This window comes from Lujinxingia vulgaris, from assembly GCF_007997005.1.
GTDB lineage: Bacteria > Myxococcota_A > Bradymonadia > Bradymonadales > Bradymonadaceae > Lujinxingia.
On sequence record NZ_VOSL01000041.1, the window covers coordinates 1 to 14,503 of the forward strand.

11 protein-coding genes and 1 pseudogene are annotated in these 14,503 nt (G+C 66.5%); 10 read left to right on the top strand and 2 right to left on the bottom strand.

Annotated features, from left to right (window positions below):
• Both FRC96_RS21955 and FRC96_RS08350 read left to right on the top strand, forming a co-directional pair.
• Window positions 1-271: pseudogene (locus FRC96_RS21955) on the top strand (hypothetical protein); the annotation flags it as partial.
• Between the two features lie 108 nt (window positions 272-379).
• On the top strand, window positions 380-1,387 hold the full coding sequence (locus tag FRC96_RS08350; RefSeq protein WP_146974045.1) for a hypothetical protein: 1,008 nt from the start codon (window positions 380-382) through the stop codon (window positions 1,385-1,387).
• Between the two features lie 62 nt (window positions 1,388-1,449).
• On the opposite strand, the gene FRC96_RS08355 is transcribed toward FRC96_RS08350, so the two are convergent.
• Window positions 1,450-2,595 carry a nucleotidyltransferase family protein gene (locus FRC96_RS08355; protein WP_146974046.1) on the bottom strand — a complete coding sequence of 382 codons (1,146 nt, stop codon included), beginning with the start codon at window positions 2,593-2,595 and terminating at the stop codon, window positions 1,450-1,452.
• A 96-nt stretch (window positions 2,596-2,691) separates the two neighbouring features.
• On the opposite strand from FRC96_RS08355, the gene FRC96_RS08360 reads away from it, so the two are divergent.
• From FRC96_RS08360 to FRC96_RS08390, 8 genes are all read left to right on the top strand, one after another.
• Window positions 2,692-3,849 carry a glycosyltransferase family 4 protein gene (locus tag FRC96_RS08360; protein ID WP_230470022.1) on the top strand — a complete coding sequence of 386 codons (1,158 nt, stop codon included), beginning with the start codon at window positions 2,692-2,694 and terminating at the stop codon, window positions 3,847-3,849.
• Between the two features lie 2 nt (window positions 3,850-3,851).
• Window positions 3,852-5,171 (top strand): oligosaccharide flippase family protein, encoded by a 1,320-nt coding sequence (locus tag FRC96_RS08365; protein WP_230470023.1) that lies wholly within the window; start codon window positions 3,852-3,854, stop codon window positions 5,169-5,171.
• 111 nt (window positions 5,172-5,282) lie between these two features.
• A complete protein-coding gene (locus tag FRC96_RS08370) occupies window positions 5,283-6,713 on the top strand; it encodes a DUF7151 family protein (RefSeq protein ID WP_146974049.1) in 1,431 nt (476 codons plus the stop codon).
• Window positions 6,714-7,041: 328 nt separating this feature from the next.
• Window positions 7,042-8,667 (top strand): vWA domain-containing protein, encoded by a 1,626-nt coding sequence (locus FRC96_RS08375; protein WP_146974050.1) that lies wholly within the window; start codon window positions 7,042-7,044, stop codon window positions 8,665-8,667.
• Between the two features lie 49 nt (window positions 8,668-8,716).
• Window positions 8,717-10,246, top strand: a complete 1,530-nt coding sequence (locus tag FRC96_RS08380) for a vWA domain-containing protein (RefSeq protein ID WP_146974051.1) — start codon at window positions 8,717-8,719, stop codon at window positions 10,244-10,246.
• Window positions 10,247-10,295: 49 nt separating this feature from the next.
• On the top strand, window positions 10,296-11,825 hold the full coding sequence (locus FRC96_RS08385; RefSeq protein WP_146974052.1) for a vWA domain-containing protein: 1,530 nt from the start codon (window positions 10,296-10,298) through the stop codon (window positions 11,823-11,825).
• 158 nt (window positions 11,826-11,983) lie between these two features.
• Window positions 11,984-12,148: a hypothetical protein gene (locus FRC96_RS21960; RefSeq protein WP_230470024.1), complete on the top strand. Its 165-nt coding sequence runs from the start codon at window positions 11,984-11,986 to the stop codon at window positions 12,146-12,148.
• A gap of 126 nt (window positions 12,149-12,274) precedes the next feature.
• Window positions 12,275-13,990: a vWA domain-containing protein gene (locus FRC96_RS08390; protein ID WP_230470025.1), complete on the top strand. Its 1,716-nt coding sequence runs from the start codon at window positions 12,275-12,277 to the stop codon at window positions 13,988-13,990.
• A 20-nt stretch (window positions 13,991-14,010) separates the two neighbouring features.
• Here FRC96_RS08390 and FRC96_RS21965 read toward each other — a convergent pair.
• On the bottom strand, window positions 14,011-14,503 hold a 493-nt coding region (locus FRC96_RS21965; RefSeq protein WP_230470026.1), incomplete at its 5' end, for a hypothetical protein.

Here is a 14,503-nt window from a genome sequence, read left to right on the forward strand (position 1 = left end):
CACAACCACCGCGCCCTCCCGCGCCCCGGCGCCTGCCCCCGAAACCACCCCGGAGCCCGCAGCCCCCGAACCCGCTGATCCGGCAGACAACGAGATCGCCGCCCCGACCTCACCCGCTCCCGAAGAGCCCGCTCCGGTCAGAGCGCTCCCCCTGCCCACACCCGAACCGGAACCCGAGCCCGCAGCGCCGGTTGCCGAGCCTGAAGACGAGCCCGAAGACGAAACACCGGCCCCCGAGCCCGAAAAGAAACGCCCCCCCCGGCTCTTTTAGCGACCTCGCCAGCCACCAACTCCCGGCGATGCAAAGCGCTGCAACACCCCGCCCCCCCTTGATCTGCGCAACCTCTCGATGATCGCCCATCTGTGTGTGAGACGTCTTATGCGCTCTTCCCTCTTCGCTCTCAGCCTGCTCGCGACCCTCACCCTGAGCGCCTCCCCGGCCCTGGCCTCCCCCTGGACGCTGCCGGCCGACGAGCTCGTCGTCGGCTTCGACTACACCTTCCAGCGCGCCACCCGGGAGTTTCTCATCGACGGCCGCCCCATCCAGGCCTACCCGCTCAACGGCCGCTATTTTGGCAACAACCTGCGTACCCACGCCCGCTACGGTTTTACCGATCGTTTTGAGCTGGGCGCCGACGTCGACTTCCGCCAGGTCGCCTACCTGGCCGACGCTCTGCTGCTCAACGACCCCGAACCCGGCGATACCGCCGGCGAGCTAACCGACCAGATCCGCAACTTCAACACCTCGGCCTTCGGCGTGGCCGATGTCTACCTGCACGCCCGCTACAACCTGGTGCGCGGCGCAGTCTTTATCACCTCCGAATCCTCCGCCAAGCTCCCCACCGGCTACGACGAGCCCACCGGCACCTTCGTCACCGACGAAGCCGGCAACACCCGCATCGGCGGCCAGGCCACCCTGGGCGACGCCCAGAGCGACCTGACGCAAAGCCTGCTCCTGGGCACCTACATCGCCCCCCTCAACACCTTTGTGCGCCTGGACGCCGGGTTGCGCTACCGCTTCGGAAGTCCCGGCAACCAGGCCCTGGCAGGCGTGCGGGCCGGCACCTTCATCAACGACAACGTCGTGCTTCTGGCCGGTCTGCGCGGCATCCACACCATCACCGAAGGGGAGGTCATCGGTCAGACCTACGTCACTGGCAGCCCTCAGACCCCGGCCAACCAGCTGTCCCCCGACGACATCGAAGTCCTCGATCTTCGCCTCGATCGCAGCGCGCTCACCGCCGACGCCGGCCTCATCATCCGCGTGGCCGGCTTCGAGCTGCTGGCCAACTACGGCTACACCTTCTGGGGCCGCAACACCGCCGCCTCCCACAGCTTCTCGCTGGGCACGATCTTCGCGCTCCCCGACGCCACCGCCGCACGCTGACTGAACCTCTCGGCCACGCTCCCCACGGTTGCGCTCCGAGAAACCCGCCACGATCCGCGCGCTCAGCCCGGCCCCAGCCACCGCTCCAGCCCCGCCTGGCTCAGGCGCCGCCCCACCTCATGCGGCCCGAGCAACGTGGCGTAGAGCGCCCCCCGAAGGCGCATCGACGGCCGGTCGAGCACCAGCATCGTGGCCGCCCGCAGCATAATCGCCCCCAGAGGCCCCACCTCCGGCATCACCGCCGCGATCGTTCCGCCCCACCTCCCCGGCGACTCGCCAACCAGGCATCCCCGCGCGCTCTCCGCGCTTACGCGCGCCCACGCCTCCACCGCCCCACCTCGCTCAAGCCCCTCAAACGCCCCCTTACGCCCGACCAACACCTCCAGCGCGCCCAGCCCCCAGCTCACCACACCCCACACCCCCAGCTCCCGCGCCAGCGCCTCAACCTCCCCGCTCACAAACGCCTCACCGTACCGGTCCACACAGGCCGCAAGATCAAGCAGCCCCCGCGCAAACCCCAGATGCTGCTGCAGGTGCACCGCGAGCTGCACCATCCCCCAGGCCGCCGAGGGCACCCCCACCTCCACCCCGCGCAAAATCATCGTCTCCGACGCTCGCAGGCACCGCCCCACCCCCAGATGCGGAAGCTCTGGAAACCCCACCGCCCAGTGCACCTCCACCAGCACCCCGGTCGTCTGATGACGCCAGGCATGCTGATTGTACGCCCACTCTCGCGGCGCCTCCTCCAGCGCCGGCATATAGCCCGCCAGCCTCAATCGCCCGCAGATCTCTTCGCGATCCCCGGGCAACACTAGCACGTCCACATCCGCGCTCACCCGCTCCCGGGAGCCCTCCCCAAAGAGCGACACCGCAAGCGGATACCCCTTTAAAATCAAACACGTAACGCCATCAAAAACCCGCGCCACGTCGAGCGTCGTCTCCCGCACCAGCGCCATCTGGGCGGTCAGGCGCAGCCGCTCTTTTGCCACCGCCCCCACCGCCGGCAAACGCTGGCAAACCGGCGCCACAAGACCAAAACGCCGCGCTCGCCAGAGCACCTGCTCGGCCCCTCGCGCATCGAGCTTCGAGAGATCGACCCCGCCGGCCATCGCGCCGAGCGCCCCCTCATACCAGCCCCCGTCACGCGCACCAGAATGCGCTCCGGTGGAATGGTTTTCCCCTCCCGCTGCGCTTACGCTTGTGGTCATCACATCATCACCTTCGCCAGTCGATCCTTTGGCCGCAATTTGCTACGACCGCGCTCGCACACAAAGCGACCTGGCCCCACGCTTCCCCGGAACCGCATGACTCGCCTCTTACATATCACGACTGTCGCCGAGTCGCTGGGCTTTCTGCGCACGCAGATCCCCTACATGAAGGCGCAGGGCATGCACATCGAGGCCCTCTGCTCGCCAGGGCCCCATGTCGAGCGCATGGCCGCCGAGCTTGGCATCACCATCCACACCATCGAGATGCCCCGGCGCATCTCGCCAGTGCAAGACCTGCGCGCGCTGGGCCAGCTCTGGCAGACCCTGCGCAGGCTTCAGCCCGACATCGTGCACGCCCACACCCCCAAAGGCGGCCTGCTCGGCACACTGAGCGCCTTTGCCGCCGGCACCCCCGTGCGCATCTACCACATGCGCGGCCTCCCCCTGGAGACGGCCACCGGCTGGAAACGCGCCCTGCTCACCGCCACCGAACACGTCTCCACGCGCCTCTCCAACCAGACCGTCGCCGTGGGCTTCGCGCTTCGCCAGACCGCACTCTCACTCAACCTCTGCCCCCCCGATCGCATCTGCGTTTTGGCCGGCGGTAGCGGCCAGGGCGTCGACGCCACCAGCCGCTTCAACCCGGCGCGTTTTGACGCCGCACACCGCGCACAGACCCGCACCGAGCTCGGCCTCAAGCCCGACGACTTCGTCATCGGCTTTGTGGGACGCCTGGTCGTCGACAAAGGCATCGAGACCCTCTGGCGCGCCTTCGATAAACTTGCGACCATCGCCCCCGACGCCCACCTGGTGCTGGTCGGCCCCTTTGAAGAGCGCGACGCGCTCAGCGCCGAGACGCGCCAGGCCCTCGAAACCCACCCCAACATCCACCTCGCAGGTTTTGTGGCCGACACCGCCGCGATCTACCCGGCCTTCGATCTGCTCACCCTCCCCACACGCCGCGAGGGCTTCCCCAACGTACTTCTGGAGGCCGCCGCCATGGAGCTTGCCTGCGTCACCAGCGACATCGGCCCCTGCAAAGAGGCCATCGTCGAAGATGAGACCGGCCGCACCGTGCCCCTCGACGACGCCCACGCCCTCTTCGGCGCGCTCAACAGCTACCGCCTTCAGCCCGAGCGCGCCCGCGCCCACGGCCAGGCCGCCCGCGCTCGCGCGCTCTCGCACTACAACCCCGAGGCCATCGCCCGCGATCTTCACGCGCTCTATGGTCAACTTCTCCAGCCCCGAGCCTGAGCGTGTCTGCCGTAGATAAACTAAAAACCCTGGTGCGCAGCGCGTTTTTCAAAAACGTCGCCCTGCTGGCCAGCGGCACGCTCGTCGCCCAGCTCATCACCGTGGCGTCGACCCCGGTGCTCAGCCGCCTCTTTCTGCCGGCGGCCTTCGGCGTGCTCGGCATGCTCAACTCGGTGGTCAACATCCTGGCCGGCGTCTCCGCGCTCCGCTACGACATGGCCATTGTGCTGCCCGCCGAAGATGACGACGCCGCAAACCTGCTCTCCTTGAGCCTGGCGATTTTGACCACGCTCACCCTCATCACCCTCATCGTCATCACCCTGGGCCGCGTCCCCCTGGCCGAACGCCTCGGCCAGCCCGACGCCGCCGACTGGCTCTGGTGGGTGCCTCCGCTTGTCTTTGTCACCGGCGTCTTCCAGATCTTGAGCTACTGGTGCTCCCGGCGAAAAGAGTTCAAACGCCTCTCCATCTCCCAGGTCGCCGCCTCGGCCACCTCCGCCGGCTCCAAGATCGGCGCCGGCGTGGCCGCCCTGGGCCCCCTGGGGCTGGTCGCCGGACAGGCCGCCGGCCAGATCATCGCCTCACTGGTCTTACTGGCCCAGGTGCTTCGCGAAGACTTTTCGCGACTTCGGGGGGCGTTCAGTGCCGAGCGTATCCGTAAGGTCGCGCGAACCTACCGCGACTTTCCTCGCTACAACGCCCCGGTCACCCTCATCAACGGCCTGACCAACGGGCTGCCCGTGCTCCTCTTCGGGCTGATCTTCGACGCCGCCACCGCCGGCCTCTACTCGGTGGCCTACCTGATCTTAAAGATGCCCGTAACGCTTGTCTCCAACTCGGTGCGCCAGGTCTACTACCAGCGTGCCAGCGAGCGCCTCAACCAGGGCCTGCCCCTCTACCCCGACCACAAACGCACCACCCTCATCCTGCTCGGTGCCGGCATCCTCCCGGCGATCGCCGCCGCCCTGCTCAGCCCTCCGCTCTTCGGTCTGGTGTTGGGCGAGGAGTGGGTGGGCGCGGGAGGCTTCGCGCGTTATCTGATGGGCTTTCTCTTTGCGATGCTCGTCGCCGTGCCTGCCAGCGCCCTGGTGCCCGTGCTCAACCGCCAGCGCTGGTTTCTGGGCTGGCAGATCATCGCGCTGATCTTAAGCACCGCCGGCATCGGCCTGGGCTACCTCTTCGACTCCCCGACCGCCGGCGTCATCGGCTACAGCGTCGCCAAAGCCCTGATGTTCATCATCCTCACCCTGGCGATGACCGCCCTGGTACGCCGTGTCGACGACGAAGGTCACCGCGTCTACCTGAGCGCCGATCCCGACTGAAACAAAATTTCACAACCACTTGATTCTACGCGCCGTCTCACTATGGTGGTCGCCGTAGCATTCACCCGAGCGAGCGACCCCCCTTCACCGACGTCGATGGAGCATCTCTCTATGATCTTCCCCACCCGCCACGCCCTGGCTGCCCTTCTTGCCCTGACCCTCGTCGCCTGCGGCGGCGACGACGATGACACCGCCATCACCCCCACCGGGCAGGTCCCCACCGTGGAACTTCGCGACCTCTCCCCGGGTGAGACCTGCGAGTTTGGCGGCGTGGAGCTGCGCAGCGGCATCGACGTGGATAACGACGGCCTGGTCGACACCTCCGAGCTCGACTTCTCCCGCGCGGTCTGCAACGGCGAAGACGGCCGCGACGGCCTCAATGGCACCAACGGGGAAGACGGCGCCGACGGACAAGACGGACAAGACGGCATCATCGGCGAAGACGGCCTGACCCTGGCGGTCGAGACCTCCCCCATTGAGCCCGGCCAGGTCTGCGCCAGCGGCGGCACCCTCTTCACCTTCGGCTACGACGACAACAACGACGACGCCATCTCCGGCGACGAGATCGTCGAAGAGGTCGAAGTCTGCAACGGCCGCGACGGCACCGACGGACAAGACGGCGTCGACGGCGAAGACGGCCTGACCTCGCTGATGGAGCTTGAGACCCTGGCCCAGGGCGACGCCACCTGCACCGCCGGCGGCGTGCGCCTGCGCGTGGGCTTCGACACCACCGGCGACGGAACCATCGACGACACCTCCTCCACCCGCGAGATCTGCAACGGCATCGACGGCCAGGACGGCAGCAACGGCCAGGACGGCAGCAACGGACAAGACGGCGAAGACGCCCTCAACCCCCTGGTCGAAACCTCCCCGCTGGCCGTCGGCAACGCCAACTGCCCGGGCGGCGGCGTCCAGGTCACCTTCGGCTACGACACCACCGGCGATGACACCATCGATCAGGTCACCTCCACCGAATCTGTCTGCAACGGCATCGACGGACAGGATGGTCAGGACGGCCAAGATGGCGAACAGGGCCCGACCGGTCCGCAGGGCCCGGCCGGCGAAGACGGTCAGGACGCCTCCGGCGGCGGCGCCACCCTCGTCGACGCCAACGGCGTCACACTCGGCCTTGTCATCGGCTCCACCGACGCCGACATCAGCGTGCTCACCTCCGCCGGCTACCGCGTGACCATGAGCTGGGCCGGGGACTTCGTCAACGCCGCCACCCTGGAGTTCTCCAGCACGGGCTGCACCGGCTCGACCTACCTGAGCTACTACAACGCCGAGACCCGTAAGGTCTGGGGCCGCTCGGTCTTCTACAATCCTTTCAACGACACCCTGCTGCTCGCCAGCAGCTCCTCCATCGGCGCCGACGGCATCATCGTGCCTACCAACGCCACCGTCGCCTCCTACCTGGAAGCCGCCGGCACCTGCTCCGAACTCACCCCTCCGGAGAGCTCTCCCACCGCCCCGCTGGTTTCCACCACCGCGGCCACCGTGGGTCTTCCCTCCTCCATCGTCGGCCCCCTCGTCGTCGAGTAAGCTCCCCTCACCCCACTCCGGGTGACATCGTTTAAAAAAGCCCCCGGCGCGCCGCGCCGGGGGCTTTTTTACGCTCACCGCCTCAACCTCTCTCCTGCCACATCCGCACTCCACATCCTCCTCCCACTGGACATCCCCTACCCCACCCCCCACGCCACCTCGCTGCCTCTCTCAATCTCCCCCGCACAACCTCCGAAGCCCCTTCCTCCCCACCTCACCCCTCCCCGACCTCCCGGCGCATCCCTCTTCAAAACCTCTGGCATAAGATCTGCAACCTCCCCCCCACCGCCATCTCTCAACTCACCTCTTCACCCTCAGGAGCAGCCCGATGCGCCTCGTCACCTCCCGCTCGCCAGCCCCCGTCCTCCGCCGCTCAGCGCTGCTCCCTCTGCTCCTGCTCAGCCTCACTCTGAGCGCCTGCGGCTCCTACGACGACATGATCGGCAGCAGCTCCGAAGACCCCATCGGGGGCGATGAGCATCAGGAGCCCGCGCCCACCCCGGACCCCGCCGACGAAGAAGAAGAATACGACTACGCCGACGCCGGCTACCCCGACGAAGACTTCGGCGCCGAGCCTCCTCCCCTCAACAACGACCACCCCACCTTTGAAGAGAACGACTTCGTCGACACCGCCGAAGAAGACACCTCCACCTTCTCGGTCGATGTGAACACCGCCTCCTACACCTACACCCGCGGCCAGCTGCGATACGGCCAGCTCCCCCAACCCGAGCAGGTGCGCATCGAGGAGTTCATCAACTTCTTCCGCTTTGAGTACCCCGAGCCCCTCGACGATGAGCGCTTTTCCATCAACATGGAGATCGCCCCCTCCTACTTCGCCCCCGAAGATGTTGAGACTGAGCGCCATCTTCTGCGCATCGGCCTGCGCGCCGCCGATGTCAGTATCGAGGAGATGAAACCCTCCAACCTGGTCTTTCTCATCGATGTCTCCGGCTCGATGAGCTCAGATAATCGCCTGCCCCTTGCGCAGCGCGCGATGCACACGATGCTCAACCACCTGCGCCCGCAGGACTCAGTGGCCATTCAGACCTACGCCGGCGGCACCGGCACCGTCCTTCCCCCCACCTCCGGCGATCAGAACGAGACCATCGCCGATGCCATCGACAGCATGGCCTCCGGCGGATCCACCAACGGCGAGGCCGGCATCGTCGCTGCCTACAACCTGGCAGAAGCCGCCTTCATCGAGGGCGGCAACAACCGCGTTATCATCATCTCAGACGGCAATTTCAACGTCGGTCGCACCGGCGAATCGCTGGTCGACCTGGTGCGCGAGTACCGCGACCGCAACATCACCATCACCACCGTCGGCGTGGGCATGGGCTACAACGACGCCTCGATGGAAGCCCTGGCCCGCGACGCCAACGGCAATTTCCTCTACCTGGACACCATCGCCGAAGCGCGTCGCGCCTTCGGCGAGGAACTTCCCTCCACCCTTGAGGTCATCGCCGCCGACGCCAAAGTCCAGGTCGAGTTCAACCCCGAGTCGGTCGCCCGCTACCGCCTGGTTGGCTACGAAAAACGCCTGCTCAACAACGAAGACTTTGAAGACGACGCCCGCGACGCCGCCGACGTCGGCCCCGGCCACACCGTCACCGCCCTCTACGAGATCGAGCTCACCGACTCCGAGGACGACCTGATGCTCTCGGAGGTGCGCATCCGCCACAAGCCCGAGTTCGGCGACGCGAGCATCGAGACCACGCAGCTGATCAAGCGCTCCCAGGTCCTCGACGACTTCGAGCAAGCCTCGGCCAACTTCCGCTTCGCCACCGCTGTGGCCGAGTTCGCCGCCATCCTCAAAGAGAGTGAGTTCAGCCACGGCGCCCGCTTCAACGATGTGCACGCGGTGGCCCAGGCCGCCTCCACCCCCGGCGATACCTACCAGCTCGAGTTTTTGGACCTCGTGACCCTGGCCGGCGAGCTGTGGCCCCAACGCTGACCGACACTCACCTCCTCATCCTCACCTCACCCTGGACTCCGGAGTCCCGATGCAACCGCACCTCAACACCCGCGCCCTGCTCGCCACCTCCCTCTCGCTTACGGCCCTCTCGCTCGGCGCCTGCGGCTATCAGCTCGACGATGGCATCTACGCCGGCGATAACTTCTACTACGCCCCGGAGCCTGCTCCCGCCAACCCCGAGGAGCGCCCCGACCTCGACCACCCGGTCTTCGAAGAAAATCCCTTTGTCGACACCGCCGAGGAGTCCACCTCCACCTTCTCCGTCGACGTGAACACCGCCTCCTACACCTACACCCGCGGCCAGCTGCGATACGGCCAGCTCCCCCAATCCGAGCAGGTGCGCATCGAGGAGTTCATCAACTTCTTCCGCTTCGACTACCCCGAGCCCCTCGACGATGAGCGGTTTTCCATCAACATGGAGATCGCCCCCTCCTACTTCGCACCCGAAGACGTTGAGAATGAGCGCCATCTTCTGCGCATCGGCCTGCGCGCCGCCGATGTCAGCGTTGAAGATATGAAGCCCTCCAACCTGGTCTTCCTCATCGATGTCTCCGGCTCGATGAGCTCGGACAATCGCCTGCCCCTGGCGCAGCGCGCGATGCACACGATGCTCAACCACCTGCGCCCGCAGGACTCGGTGGCCATTCAGACCTACGCCGGCGGCACCGGCACCCTGCTCTCCCCCACCGCCGGCGACCAGAAAGAGACCATCGCCAACGCCATCGACAGCATGGCCTCCGGCGGCTCCACCAACGGCGAGGCCGGCCTCGCCGCCGCCTACAACCTGGCCGAAGCCGCCTTCATCGAAGGCGGCAACAACCGCGTCATCATCATCAGCGACGGCGACTTCAACGTCGGCCGCACCGGCGAGTCACTGGTCGACCTGGTGCGCGACTTCCGCGATCGCAACATCGCCATCACCACCGTCGGCGTGGGCATGAGCTACAACGACGCCTCGATGGAAGCCCTGGCCCGCGACGCCAACGGCAACTACCTCTACCTGGACACCGTCGCCGAGGCTCGCCGCGCCTTTGGCGAGGAGCTCCCCTCCACGCTGGAAGTCATCGCCGCCGACGTCAAAGTACAGGTCGCGTTCAACCCCGAGTCGGTCATCCGCTACCGCCTGGTCGGTTACGAAAAACGCCTGCTCAACAACGAAGACTTTGAAGACGACGCCCGCGACGCCGCCGACGTCGGCCCCGGCCACACCGTCACCGCCCTCTACGAGATCGAGCTCACCGACTCCGAGGACGACCTGATGCTCTCGGAGGTGCGCATCCGCCACAAGCCCGAGTTCGGCGACGCGAGCATCGAGACCACGCAGCTGATCAAGCGCTCCCAGGTCCTCGACGACTTCGAGCAAGCCTCGGCCAACTTCCGCTTCGCCACCGCTGTGGCCGAGTTCGCCGCCATCCTCAAAGAGAGTGAGTTCAGCCACGGCGCCCGCTTCAACGATGTGCACGCGGTGGCCCAGGCCGCCTCCACCCCCGGCGATACCTACCAGCTCGAGTTTTTGGACCTCGTGACCCTGGCCGGCGAGCTGTGGCCCCAACGCTGACCGACACTCACCTCCTCATCCTCACCTCACCCTGGACTCCGGAGTCCCGATGCAACCGCACCTCAACACCCGCGCCCTGCTCGCCACCTCCCTCTCGCTTACGGCCCTCTCGCTCGGCGCCTGCGGCTATCAGCTCGACGATGGCATCTACGCCGGCGATAACTTCTACTACGCCCCGGAGCCTGCTCCCGCCAACCCCGAGGAGCGCCCCGACCTCGACCACCCGGTCTTCGAAGAAAATCCCTTTGTCGACACCGCCGAGGAGTCCACCTCCACCTTCTCCGTCGACGTGAACACCGCCTCCTACACCTACACCCGCGGCCAGCTGCGATACGGCCAGCTCCCCCAATCCGAGCAGGTGCGCATCGAGGAGTTCATCAACTTCTTCCGCTTCGACTACCCCGAGCCCCTCGACGATGAGCGGTTTTCCATCAACATGGAGATCGCCCCCTCCTACTTCGCACCCGAAGACGTTGAGAATGAGCGCCATCTTCTGCGCATCGGCCTGCGCGCCGCCGATGTCAGCGTTGAAGATATGAAGCCCTCCAACCTGGTCTTCCTCATCGATGTCTCCGGCTCGATGAGCTCGGACAATCGCCTGCCCCTGGCGCAGCGCGCGATGCACACGATGCTCAACCACCTGCGCCCGCAGGACTCGGTGGCCATTCAGACCTACGCCGGCGGCACCGGCACCCTGCTCTCCCCCACCGCCGGCGACCAGAAAGAGACCATCGCCAACGCCATCGACAGCATGGCCTCCGGCGGCTCCACCAACGGCGAGGCCGGCCTCGCCGCCGCCTACAACCTGGCCGAAGCCGCCTTCATCGAAGGCGGCAACAACCGCGTCATCATCATCAGCGACGGCGACTTCAACGTCGGCCGCACCGGCGAGTCACTGGTCGACCTGGTGCGCGACTTCCGCGATCGCAACATCGCCATCACCACCGTCGGCGTGGGCATGAGCTACAACGACGCCTCGATGGAAGCCCTGGCCCGCGACGCCAACGGCAACTACCTCTACCTGGACACCGTCGCCGAGGCTCGCCGCGCCTTTGGCGAGGAGCTCCCCTCCACGCTGGAAGTCATCGCCGCCGACGTCAAAGTACAGGTCGCGTTCAACCCCGAGTCGGTCATCCGCTACCGCCTGGTCGGTTACGAAAAACGCCTGCTCAACAACGAAGACTTTGAAGACGACGCCCGCGACGCCGCCGACGTCGGCCCCGGCCACACCGTCACCGCCCTCTACGAGATCGAGCTCACCGACTCCGAGGACGACCTGATGCTCTCCGAGGTGCGCATCCGCCATAAACCCGAGTTCGGCGAAGAGAGCATCGAGACCACGCAGCTGATCAAGCGCTCGCAGGTCCTCGACACCTTCGAGCAAGCCTCGGCCAACTTCCGCTTCGCCACCGCTGTGGCCGAGTTCGCCGCCATCCTCAAAGAGAGTGAGTTCAGCCACGGCGCCCGCTTCGCCGACGTCCACGCCATCGCCGAAGCCGCCTCCGACGCCGAGAACCCCCACCACCAGGAGTTGTTGGAGCTCATCGACGTCGCCGAAGGACTGTGGCCGCAAAACTGATCACATCTCTCAACGAACCTCACGCAGAACCGCCCGCCCGGCAAAGCCGGGCGGGCTTTTTTTTCAGGGCGCTCGATTGGGAATCCCGTCCGCTAATGCCTACACTTTGCGCTCACCGCAGAACGCCCCACATCGATCCTCAACCGTTCGGAGCCCCGATGGAACAAGAGCGCAGCGCCCCATTCTACCTCGGCCTCCTCGCCCTTCTGGCGATCGTGATCATCCTGATCATCAAGCTCACCGGCCCTCCCGCCCCCGAGGAGGCCTTTGCGGCTCCGGCCGACGCCGAGCGCATCGCGCCAGACGAACCGTCCGCCGAGTGATCACGCTCCGTTAAGCCACCGGCCCCAAACGTTCGCGACGGCCAGATTGGGAATTTTGCTCCCAAACACGTACACTCGTTCCATCAAGCGATGATGTTTGAATGCCGAACTTCTGAGAGGCCCCTTATGATTCTCAATCGCAGCACTCGATTCTACCTCGGCATCCTCGCCGCGCTGGTCGTCGTCGCCATCTGCGCGGTCAAACTCTTCGGCACCACCGTCGCCTCGAAGTTTCAGGAGGCCAACGAGGATGTCTCTGCGAATTGTTATTTTGGCCCGCTTCCATCCGATCCAGACGCCCCCAAACGCTCAAACGTCCCGGACCACAGCTCCAACTCGTCTAGCGACAGGGTAGCCAACGCCGCCCGGCGCGCGGCCCTTCGGGAGGTCGCGCAGGCGCGCAGCGGCGCGCCGGAAGTCTACATCCCCCCGCCCACCCCCAGGACGCCCCCTCCCGCACGCCTGGCCCTCGATCCGCCCGCCCGCGCCATCGGCCATCACAACTTCACCCGCGCCGCGCAGGAGCCCACGTCGACCTTCTCCATCGACGTGAACACCGCCTCCTACACCGCCTCGCGGGAGGCCATCATGCGCTACAAACTCCCTCACCCTGACTCGGTGCGCCCTGAAGAGTTTCTGAACTTCTTCGAATACGACTACAACCCACCCACCTCCGGCGAAGACTTCTCCATCCAGCTCGACATGCTGCCGAGCTACTTCGGCTCCACCGAGACGCCCCGCCAGCTGGTGCGCGTGGGCATCCGCGGCGCCGATGTGCCCGTCGAAGAGATGAAGGCGTCCAACCTGGTCTTTCTGGTCGACGTCTCCGGCTCGATGGGCCTGGACACACGCCTTCCCGCCGCCAAGATCGCCATGCGCACCCTGGTGGAGCGCCTGCGCCCCGATGACACCGTGGCCATCCAGACCTACGCCAGCGGCACGCACACCATCCTGGAGCCCACCCCGGTGGCCGACCGCGACCGCATCCTGCGCGCCATCGACGGCCTCATCGCCAAAGGCACCACCCGCGGCGACGCCGGCATCGTCAAGGCCTACGAGCTCGCCAGGCAGGGTTTTATTGAAGAGGGCAACAACCGCGTGCTCATCTTCTCCGACGGTGACTTCAACGTCGGCCCACCCGGCGAAGATCTGGCCGAGCTGATCCGCTCCTACCGCGACGATCACATCACCGTGACCACCGTCGCCATGGGCCTGGGCTCCAAAGACGACATCATGGAGAAGCTCGCTCGCGACACCAACGGCAACTACTTCTACATCGACACCCCCGAAGAGGCCGAGCGCATCTTCAGTGAGAAGGTCGTCGGCACCCTCCAGGTGCTCGCCGCCGACGTGAAGATCCAGGTGGACTTCAACCCCGATTACATCGCCAACTACCGCCTCATCGGCTACGAAAAACGCGCGATGGCCAACGAAGACTTCGACAACGACGAGGTCGACGCCGCCGAGCTCGGCCCGGGCCACACCGTCACCGCCTTCTACGAGGTGGAGCTCACCGAGAACGCCCCGGCCACCAGCGCGGAGCTGGCCCGCGTGGACGTCCGCTACAAAAAGGAGCTCGGCGCCGAGAGCCAGCTCGTCAGCCGCGCGCTCACCCCGGATCGCATCTACGAGAGCTTCGACAAAGCCCCCGCCCAGCTGCGCTTTGCGGCCACGGTGGCCGGCTTCGCCGAGAGCCTGCGCGTACCCCGCAGCAACGCTCAGGTGCCCCCCTTCGACGAGCTGCTCGCCACCGCCGCCCAGAGCGCCTATGCGGGCGATCCCGACCAGGTCGAGCTCGCCGCACTCATCACCCGCGCCCACGACCTCTGGGTGGGCCGCTGATTCACATCACCCCGGCGAGCTCATTGCTCGCCGGGAGCAAAGACCCACTCCACCAGCAGCTCCGACTCGCCAGTGGCCTCAAAGCTCAGGCCCTGCACCGCCTCCATCACACACATCTCGAAGCCGGGCTCGCGCAGCCCCACGTTGGCGCGCACCTCGGCCTCGTTGATGAGCCCCAGTCCACCGCCGGCGAGCATCGTCCAGGTCAGCGCGAGCCTCCCCTGACGCTCGGGCTCGCGGAGGCGAAGATCCTCAAAACACGCCTCCACCCGCGGCGCCACCACATCGATGGAGCGCTGGCGATCCTCGCGCATCGCCAGAAGCCTGGCCTGGCGCATCTCCCCCTCATCGAGCTCCGACTGCAGCTCCTGCGCCTCCTCCTCACTTAAGCGCTTCGGCATCCACCGAGCAGGCCCCACCGGCGCGCGCGCCCCCTCGCTCCAGTCTTCCTCCGGCTGCGACGCGTCGTCGGCGCGCTCGGCCTGGCGCCGGCGCTCCAGGCCCGCCAGCGCC

What these genes read in the sequence shown, in the direction of transcription:
- FRC96_RS08350 (WP_146974045.1), top strand. Translation starts at nt 380, where the DNA reads ATGCGCTCTTCCCTCTTCGCTCTCAGCCTGCTCGCGACCCTCACCCTG.
- FRC96_RS08355 (WP_146974046.1), bottom strand. Translation starts at nt 2,595, where the DNA reads ATGACCACAAGCGTAAGCGCAGCGGGAGGGGAAAACCATTCCACCGGA.
- FRC96_RS08360 (WP_230470022.1), top strand. Translation starts at nt 2,692, where the DNA reads ATGACTCGCCTCTTACATATCACGACTGTCGCCGAGTCGCTGGGCTTT.
- FRC96_RS08370 (WP_146974049.1), top strand. Translation starts at nt 5,283, where the DNA reads ATGATCTTCCCCACCCGCCACGCCCTGGCTGCCCTTCTTGCCCTGACC.
- FRC96_RS08375 (WP_146974050.1), top strand. Translation starts at nt 7,042, where the DNA reads ATGCGCCTCGTCACCTCCCGCTCGCCAGCCCCCGTCCTCCGCCGCTCA.
- FRC96_RS08380 (WP_146974051.1), top strand. Translation starts at nt 8,717, where the DNA reads ATGCAACCGCACCTCAACACCCGCGCCCTGCTCGCCACCTCCCTCTCG.
- FRC96_RS08385 (WP_146974052.1), top strand. Translation starts at nt 10,296, where the DNA reads ATGCAACCGCACCTCAACACCCGCGCCCTGCTCGCCACCTCCCTCTCG.
- FRC96_RS21960 (WP_230470024.1), top strand. Translation starts at nt 11,984, where the DNA reads ATGGAACAAGAGCGCAGCGCCCCATTCTACCTCGGCCTCCTCGCCCTT.
- FRC96_RS08390 (WP_230470025.1), top strand. Translation starts at nt 12,275, where the DNA reads ATGATTCTCAATCGCAGCACTCGATTCTACCTCGGCATCCTCGCCGCG.